Raw genomic sequence first — 8,778 nt, 5'->3', positions numbered from 1 at the left:
GGAAGAAAGAGACAGAAAGTATCGCCTTTTCTATCCCTATTTTACCACATTCTTATGGTTTACTCAATATGACTTCATATATAGACTATTTTGTATATAGTATATTACATTTTGCGTTCAACGTCAAATTTATTCGCTATAACGCGAGTTCGGTAATCGGCAGGTTCTGGAAGCCTCACTAACAGTATGGCGTTTTATGGCACAAACTAACAGTTTGTGTTACAAGAAATATTTTTAGCCAGCGAACAGACGTTTTTAAGACGCTTTCTATATCGTGAACGTCTTTTTTTCTGCAAGGAAGTTTATATAACAGCATAACATACGATAGATGCAAAGTCAAGCGAAAGATGATACAGATGTGAGTATTTAGATGGGGCATGGGTTCTACGGAAAGTCGCTCCTACAGGAAGATTTTGAGAATTGACAGGATCGGATTTTCGGGGTATGATGCTGAGGAATGAGAAGAAAAAATCGTGACGATGGAGCATTGCATGAAACCCTATGAATACCTTGAACATACGGCTGATATGGGACTGTTGGTTAGAGGAATAAGTCTATCGGATCTTCTGAAAAACGCGGCACAAGGACTCTTTGAAACAATAGCGGTCGTGGATACCGTCGATGAGACAGACTCGGTGGAGATCCATCTCACAGCTGAATCTGTGGAAGACCTTTTTGTGAGCTGGCTCGACGAACTCATCTTCCAACACGAAACAAAGGAAATTTTCTTTAAACGTGCCGACATCAAAGACTGTAGTGAAACAGCGGTATCCGCGACGGTTTATGGTGAACCGACAAATTTCAATAAACACGAGGTTTACACCGAAATTAAGAGTGTCACATACCATCAGTTGCGGGTCGTGCGAAAGTGTGACGGTAGTTGGTTTGCTCAGGTTATTTTTGATCTTTGATATAGCAATCAGTAGTCAGCAGTCAGCAAGAGTTGGAAATCGGAGTGTTTTTTGATAGCGTTTTGCTTGAGTATTTTCGCGGATTTCCCCTGAAGCCTCGTAGCAAGCAAGGTATTTGTGCAATCCTGTTTCTCAAATTGACGCTTACGTTTATTGACAGACTGTTCCTATGGATAGAACTGATACATCGTGGTGTTCAGAAGGATGTTCAGGAGGCTCCACGTGCTCCCCATAAGATAATCGCCGAGAACTAACCCTAAAAAGAAGGGGATGGCGCGCCGATAACTCTGGATACCTCCGTGTCGGAGGATAAGCCATTTTAATGTCAAAGCAATCAGCAACGGAATCCAGAGGTCGGACATCTCTTGGTTGCTCGCCATCACATAACCGAGTGGATGCAGCGGCAGCCAAAAGAACTTGACCCGAAGATACGTAAGTACCATCATCACAGAAAATCCGATGCCCATGAATATTACACCAAGCCAATCTGTGCTGAGGGGATACGTAATCCAGTTCGTCAACCGCCCAAAGTATTCTCTCCCGTACCCGAGTGCCCAGGGTCCAAAGTATCCGGAATCCGCACCGAATTTGTAATAGAAATGTAGTTGCACCCAGAAAGCGACAAATACACCGAAAACAGTGGCGATGATAATTGTCAAGAGCATCCGGCGTTGATTAATATTGGCGAGTTCGGCAATTTTAAAAGCCTCTAATTGGTGCGGCATCTGCTGCGGACGGTAATCTCGGTTGAAAAAGCAGACGGAGAGTGCCGTTAAGTTCCGTGCGCCGAGACGGTGCGTTCCTAAAAGAGTGTTCAAGATGTATCGAGGTGCTTGCCAATGATAGGCGTGGACAAAAATGCCAGACTCGGCACGGATGCGTGTTGTGACCAACGGTGTTATGAGAAACAGGACCGCGAAGGTGAGCGCGAGCCAGGCCGCCATGCCCGCCTTGTAGAGGAGAAACGCAAACAGTAAAACACCAAGGACAAACCCCCAAACAGCCATTCGATACGACATCGGTTCGTCGTGCTGTTCGATTGGTGGCTCTCGTCCGCGCGACGGTAGCGCGCTCCTCAAAACGGCTTTGAAATGCCGTTTGCCCGTCCAACCAAAAAAGAAACAGAGCCCTACGAATGCCCCAATCGTCTGTTCGTTAAGATACGGAAAACGTGGGATGCTACTCCACCCAACCGCTTTCGCTAAAGCGACTTCGTTTCGATAGAGAAAATAGAAGAGACTCGTCGAAAAAAGGACATCCAACGGCATGAGGAACATAATCCCGATGGCAAACGGATAAAAGGCGGTGATGATGGTCCCGTAAAGACTCAAAGGTGGTTCGTGAAACGAAAAAAAGCGGCGTGTTACTGGAATATGCGGAATCACGGGGTAGAGATGGCTTAATCCGTTGAAAAGGCTAATGCCAGCGGCGATTGCGAAGCCGATCCACATTCGCTTGTTTCGGAAAAAACCGGATGTGGGATTCGTCATTGCAAGTGGGAGTTGAATAATCGGAAAGGTGAGACGTTCGCGCTGCGCCCACTGCCGCCGGAGGATCGTATTGAGGCAGAGAAAGATGAATGCTATGACCGAAAACAGCAATAACCATGCCCCCATCACCGGCAACCAAACCCGTAAGTGAAGGGAATGATATAGGGTCGACTCCCCAAGGTAATAGCCACGGAGCGCGTCTCTATCTGAAACAGTGAGCCATTCCGGGAGATGGTGCCAAAATAGGGTGCGCCACTCGTTCTCCTCCGTTGCAAACCAGAAACTATGTCCAAGGACAGATAGGATTGCTTGAAGGACATCACATCCAGCCAAACTCGTGGCGAAACTGAGCGTCACATACAAAAACAGCAATTCGCCTTGTCCAAGGGCAAAATTGCTGCTGAGAAGGCGGACAACCCCGTTAATCAGCATCACTGCGGTGAGGATGAAAATGACATTGGACAGCGGGACTACCCAGGTCGGGAAGGTATAGCGCACGAGTTCCATCTGGATGAGGAAATAGCAATTAATCGGTGCACTAATGGCGAAGATGGTGATGACGCGCCATGTCAGGACACGCTGTTGGGGGAGAGAAGTCAATGTTAATTCGCCTCTGCGAAAAGCGTCAATCTCTGTTATCTGTCACGGAAACAGAGACGATCTGCTATAAGAAAGTTTTCACATCTTCAGGACTCGCTCCGACTGAGAGAGAAACGTGTCCCCATTCCTCGTTTGAAAGATGCTTTACTAATTCGTCCCAGATGAGACTATGCCTTTCTTTCACCAACTTTCCATCAAACTTCCTGCTAACGATGACGATATGGATCAGGTCATCAAAACCATCGGAGACATCGACCAGATCATTTTCGTCAGAGAAGTATCCACTTTTGAGTTTATCGTAAATTTTCTGCTTTAACATTCTGCATGCCATGGATATATCCTTCGCTAGTGCTGTGTCGTTGAAGGGATTTTCCCTGTAGGGGCAGTCCCTTGTGGCTGCCCACATCCATCATTTTAGGAGTGACACAGCACTAGATGTTATTGCTTACCCAGTGTATGACTTCTTCAACAGCTTCAATGAAAAAAGTTGCAGCATCACCAGTTGTTTGGCGGGTGTAACACTATTTTGGGGTCCAACGGTTGACTCAATTAAATAAGGAAACCATATTTTGATTTTGCCGTAGGCGATTATAGCCAGGGGTAAGTTTAAATAACTCTTCCAATTGATGCGTAAAAACTGTACTATGCCCAGACAGTATCGAACGCCGCTGGAGTTCTACCTCTAACTCGCGCAAATTTTGGCATTCATAGATTTGCATCAACTTCGTTTTCAAGAGACATTCCACAGCATAACCAGCAATGTACATTGCACCTCGCCACCGAGAAGCCCTTAAAAGAACTCTCGCATCTTCCAAGCGTTGACGGCTGGCACTGGCTTGCTCCCTTACACCATCATGCAAATCCTGATTCATCACCCAAATCCTATGGAAAAGTATATCACATTTTTCAACCACATTTCAAGGGCACATACTCCGAGAACCATACACTGGTGTTTCGCGGCTATTAGAACTAAGCAAGTTCGGAACTACGAAACAACGTTCACATTCTACCAACGCCCATGAACAGGGGTTTCACGTGCTTTCTCAAAGAGGTCTGCCCATTCATCAGTGCCGTCGTCGAAGGTTAACTCGAGACGTGCTCCTTCCACCTGTGCCTCGCCATTACCGGCATTGAAATAACTCAAACCATCACCGGACATGTGGATACAGCTCCCATCGGGATAAACGGCGGTTTTGATGATACGCGGGACAGGATGAATCGTGTAACCATCAGCGTCTAACTTCTCATCCGGCACGCGAAAGCGTTCAACTGCGTCTTCATCGACTTCAACGCCTAACCCAGGCGCATCGGGAATCTTGTGGCATCCCTCCGAGACCTGTATCGGTTGCGTAAGCAGATGGTCGCTGTAGAGATTAATACAGGTGATCGCGGGCCACGTTGCATGTGTAAGCACACTGCCGAGATGTCCTGCCCACGTCGTTGTTAAGCCGTTTCCAACGATTTGGAGCCAAAACGGCATATCCGCTGCCGCGCTGAGTTGCCCTTCACGCATTACCTGCGATTTACCGCCACCGATGACAAATCCAGTGCATACATCCTCACGCACACAAGTGGTATAGGGTGGTGACCCGAAGTGCATGGCGACCTGACACCCAACGGCTTGGCGAATCCGCTTGTTTCCATCTACATCGCTCTGCGGGATGGGGGTTTCAAACATCGCTACATTTGGATGTGACGCGAGTTTTTGCAGGATGGGGATAGCCGTCTCTGCGTCGCGCCAAGAACTGTTTGGATCAAGGTCGAGTTTGAAGCCGGATGGTACGACTTTCGCGACTGCCTCTACCTGTGCGACGATATCCCACCATGGACGCGGCTTGTTTTTGAAGCTGGTATAACCGTTTTCCACGGCATCAGCGGCTTCTGCGGCCCAGTTTTCAGGAGAGGCATCGATACACCACCATGAAATTGGAACAGCCTCGCGACACTGCATGCCGAGAAGTTGGTAGACCGGCACCTCTAAAATTTTGCCGACGACATCGAAAAGTGCCATCTGTAAGCCTGCCCCAAGTGAATCATCATTCATGCGTTCGGCAGGACTCTGTCCAAGCACCCGTTCGATGCTGGTATCGCTGACACGGGAATAGGTATAGTGAACGACGGTCTCACCCCAACCGACATGCCCAGTATCCGTGGTGACTTTGCACAACTCCAGGAGCGACCAGTTGTAAACGGTGGATACACTCTGCGTCGTAATTTGTTGTTGGCGCGGGGTGAAGGGGACATCTACAAGCACGCGTTCAATGTTCGTGACTTTCATGGGTAGACTCCTTATCAGCGAGGTGTTTTTGCTTGGGTGTTTCCCCAGGACACCTCGCCAGCGGCGGTGGATAAGCATCGCGATCGGGAGATCGCTCCTACACAAACGAGGGTCGCGATTCGGAGATCGCTCCTACAGAAGAAAAAAATTAGAAAAGGGCGAAGGATTCATAAAACCGTTCCCTCGCCCCATTATATACGAAATTATATACTAATACGCAACTTTAATCTCGCCCCAGAGAGTTGTGAGTTTGTCCTTGACATCGACATCAAAACCGTTGGCATTTGTAACGAGAATGCTGTCGATTCTGCCCATCCCCCAACTTTCGTGCCAAACACCGACAGAGCCCGCGTCCTTGGTAGTGGCTTTGTCGGATTCAAGTATTGGGTCCCCGAGGTCATCGGAGGGTGCGAACAGGTCTTTGACTTCATCGAGTTTCATATACCAGACTTTAACGTTATTGCCTTTGACTTCAACGCGTCCAAAATAGGCGACGGCATTCGTCTGGTCGAGTCCAGCCCCTAAGCCGTGCGGAACGCTGTCTATTTCTTTTCCACCATTTTCACAACCGCACTGATCAAGGCATTGTCCGCTCGGACAACACCCGTCTTCAAGACTCATGAAAAGGACAGACGCCGTCTCATTATAGCCAAAGACAACGAGATAGCCTTTATCGTCCCCTTTTCTACGGAATTGCAGACCGAAACTATCATCATCACCAAAGGAAAAGACGGCTTGGACGATACCGTCGGTAAAGTTTTTCACACCAGGCAGTTCTGTGTTACCGGAAATGCCGCATCCCTCAGCGGTTTGCTTCATGGATCCTTTTCCACCGATTTTGCCGCCTTCAAAATCATCTGCAGCCCAGATGGTACCAGCGTTTTCCGGTTTATAATTCTTGACATTGTTCACATCAGCATTCGGTTTTGCGTCCTTGGAACCGGGCTCAAAATCGGCGTAAAACACAACTTGACCGCTGGCGTGAAATGCAACAAATAGACTCAAAACGAGAATCAAGAAAAAAAAACGGGTTTTCATGAGATGCCTCCTCTGTTCTCATATAGGGTTGTGTTGCCGTTTATTCATAAGCAACAGCATAATGACAGAGCTTTACGGTATTGCTTAGATACCCATATCCATAAAAGAACCCCATCATAAAACTAATAATGTGGTGTGGATGAGGTGTAATTACCTCATCCTACCAAGACGACAGGCGACGGAAGGGGTAAACAGACAATACCCCCTCAACGCCTGATGTTGATTTTATGGTATCAGTCTATATTTGGGAAGGAGACTAATAGCTGCTTTTAACCTTGCCCCATGTCGTGGAGAGCTTCGCGTGGGGGTCGACGTCCGTGGTGCCGCCTGGACCGGTGACAAGAACGTTATCGACTCTCCCGTTGCCCCAACTTTCATGCCAGATACCGGCGATACCGGGACCCGCATCATCTGCCCCGTCATATTCAGCGGCTGGATCGCCGAGTTCACCAGAGGCTGCAAACGGATCAGACACATCATCCAGCGGCATATACCAGACCTGGATAAGACTTCCGGTGACTTCAACGCGCGCAAAATAAGCAACGCTGTTGTCTTGTGAGAGGTCTGCGCCCAAACCGTGGTCGACACCAACGAGTTCATTTCCTCCGTTTTCGCAGGAGCACTGGTCGAGACATTGCGCAGAAGGACAACATCCGTCTGCAAGGCTACCGATGATAATCTGGGGTGTTTCGTTATAGCCGAATGCGACGAGATAACCGCTGTCGTCGCCGACGCGGCGGAATTGGAAACCAACGCCATCATCATCTTGCCATGAAAAAACGGCTTGGATAATACCGTCGGAGAAGTCATCGATACCGGGTATCGGTGTATTCCCGGAGATGCCGCATCCTTCGGCACTTTGATGCAAGGCACCGCTGCCATTAGGGAATTCGGTGGTCTCTACCCAAACAGTTCCAGCGTTTTCTGGCACCCAATTTGCTGGATCGTTGACGCTGACATCCGGAATTGCTTTAGAGCCACTCACTTCAAAATCAGCATAGAAAATTACCTGTGCGCTCGCGTGACTAATCAACATGATTGAAAACAGCGCGATGAACACCATAAGGTGTGTTCTTTTCATTTTGTCACTCCTTTATTGGTTGATCTTCCGCAATTTAAGTTGTCTGTAGCAAATTCATTTTCGTTTTGCAAAGACAAACTTTCACAAATAGGACGATTTCTGAGGAAACCGTTGCCTAAAATATAGCAAAAACGCGAATTTCTGTCAAGAAAAGATAGAATTTTTATTTTTTGGGAGGCTTTGCCGTTGAAAGGGAGGTGGCGAGGTTAGGGAATCTCGCCAGGGGTGTGTTAATCAGCAAACAGTTTATAAATTTTTAGACGTTCCGATAGTTTTCAGGTGGAAAGAGAAAGAGTAGACAGGCGATTGCTATAAGTGGAGCGGAAGTGAAGGGTCTCTAAAGCCACGAAAAACTAAAGACGGCTTGATTGCTTATAGTCTTTCAACCTATTTTGCAACGTCCGGACGCTAATCTCCAATACTTCCGCGGTTTTCGTTCGATTTTCGTTCTGCCACGCCAAAGTGTCGAGGATAAAGGTTTCTTCCATAGTCTTAAGGCTTGCTCCGAGAGGAACAGACACAGTTTGTTGGTTTTCAGGCGTGTAATTTTCTTTTGGTATGTTAACTCGCGGTTGCCCAAATGCCAAAATTTCTTCAGGCAGATGCCGAGGTAACACAGCCTCTCCATCTGACAAGATAACTGCGTGGATTAAAGCGTTTTCTAACTCTCGCACATTCCCGGGCCAAGGATAGTTTTGCAAGCGCGCGAGCGTCTCCGGTGCTATTTTACGCACTGGCTGCGCGCATGTCCAAACAATTGGCTCTCAAGCAGCATATCCAGAATCGCGGCACAGTTGACAGAAACCATTCTGTTCGTCGAACGATCACTGTTTTGGTGTAAGGCACGTGCTATTAATTCCTTACCGGTTCCTGTTTCACCACAAATAAGCACCTTTGCTGGCGTATTTGCGATCTTATCAATTTGTTTGAGAACTGCAATAATTTGTGGACTTCTGCCAATGATGCTCTCATAATTTCCCGCTAAGCTTCTGTGAATCATTGCCTTTCCTATCTTTCTGAAATGTGAATGTTATCCATGCTTATACGATTCATAATACACTAAAAGCTTCATAATATAATAACGCGGGTAAAGTGAAAGAAGGTTGCATAAAATGCAATAATTGGGAAAAATTGCCCCAGTTTATAGCATGATTTTCCTAATATTTTCGTCGCGGGTAATGGTATTTATAGTAAAATCTACAATTACTTGGACATTACGAGGCGAGGATACAATCCTCGCCAGCGACAGCACGGGCTTTTGTGCATTGAATGACTGTTCACATATTTTCGGATTTTACTATATAACGTGAGTTTGACATGAGCGTATCGTTGGAAACCTACCTCATTTTCATAGGGACCGCGGTGGATTGTCGGGTTTCG

At 47.3% G+C, this 8,778-nt stretch carries 9 protein-coding genes; 1 reads left to right on the top strand and 8 read right to left on the bottom strand.

Annotation, left to right across the window (positions count from 1 at the left end; genetic code table 11):
- The first annotated feature begins 491 nt into the window (after positions 1-491).
- Entirely contained in the window at positions 492-911 is a 420-nt protein-coding gene (locus tag J4G07_21695; GenBank protein MCE2416598.1) for an archease, read from the top strand.
- A gap of 167 nt (positions 912-1,078) precedes the next feature.
- Here the strand turns inward: J4G07_21695 and J4G07_21690 are convergent, their stop codons facing one another.
- The 8 genes from J4G07_21690 to J4G07_21655 all read right to left on the bottom strand — a co-directional run bounded on the left by J4G07_21690 (position 1,079) and on the right by J4G07_21655 (position 8,398).
- Positions 1,079-3,001 (bottom strand): hypothetical protein, encoded by a 1,923-nt coding sequence (locus tag J4G07_21690; GenBank protein ID MCE2416597.1) that lies wholly within the window; start codon positions 2,999-3,001, stop codon positions 1,079-1,081.
- A gap of 64 nt (positions 3,002-3,065) precedes the next feature.
- Positions 3,066-3,332 carry a hypothetical protein gene (locus tag J4G07_21685; GenBank protein ID MCE2416596.1) on the bottom strand — a complete coding sequence of 89 codons (267 nt, stop codon included), beginning with the start codon at positions 3,330-3,332 and terminating at the stop codon, positions 3,066-3,068.
- A 214-nt stretch (positions 3,333-3,546) separates the two neighbouring features.
- Positions 3,547-3,873 (bottom strand): hypothetical protein, encoded by a 327-nt coding sequence (locus tag J4G07_21680; GenBank protein ID MCE2416595.1) that lies wholly within the window; start codon positions 3,871-3,873, stop codon positions 3,547-3,549.
- A gap of 134 nt (positions 3,874-4,007) precedes the next feature.
- Positions 4,008-5,279, bottom strand: coding sequence for a mandelate racemase/muconate lactonizing enzyme family protein (locus J4G07_21675; protein MCE2416594.1), 1,272 nt, complete (start codon positions 5,277-5,279; stop codon positions 4,008-4,010).
- Positions 5,280-5,489: 210 nt separating this feature from the next.
- Positions 5,490-6,317, bottom strand: a complete 828-nt coding sequence (locus J4G07_21670) for a hypothetical protein (protein MCE2416593.1) — start codon at positions 6,315-6,317, stop codon at positions 5,490-5,492.
- A 256-nt stretch (positions 6,318-6,573) separates the two neighbouring features.
- Complete coding sequence (locus tag J4G07_21665) at positions 6,574-7,398, bottom strand: hypothetical protein (GenBank protein MCE2416592.1); 825 nt, start codon at positions 7,396-7,398, stop codon at positions 6,574-6,576.
- 353 nt (positions 7,399-7,751) lie between these two features.
- Positions 7,752-8,132 (bottom strand): hypothetical protein, encoded by a 381-nt coding sequence (locus tag J4G07_21660; protein ID MCE2416591.1) that lies wholly within the window; start codon positions 8,130-8,132, stop codon positions 7,752-7,754.
- The gene (locus J4G07_21655; protein ID MCE2416590.1) at positions 8,120-8,398 is read right to left on the bottom strand and encodes a sigma 54-interacting transcriptional regulator; all 279 of its coding nucleotides are present in this window, start codon (positions 8,396-8,398) and stop codon (positions 8,120-8,122) included. The genes J4G07_21660 and J4G07_21655 overlap by 13 nt, the downstream gene beginning before the upstream one ends.
- Positions 8,399-8,778: the final 380 nt, after the last annotated feature.

It is taken from the genome of Candidatus Poribacteria bacterium (assembly GCA_021295715.1).
GTDB lineage: Bacteria > Poribacteria > WGA-4E > WGA-4E > WGA-3G > WGA-3G.
The sequence above is the reverse complement of the archived record's forward strand: the minus strand, read 5'-3'. Positions and strand labels throughout refer to the sequence as shown.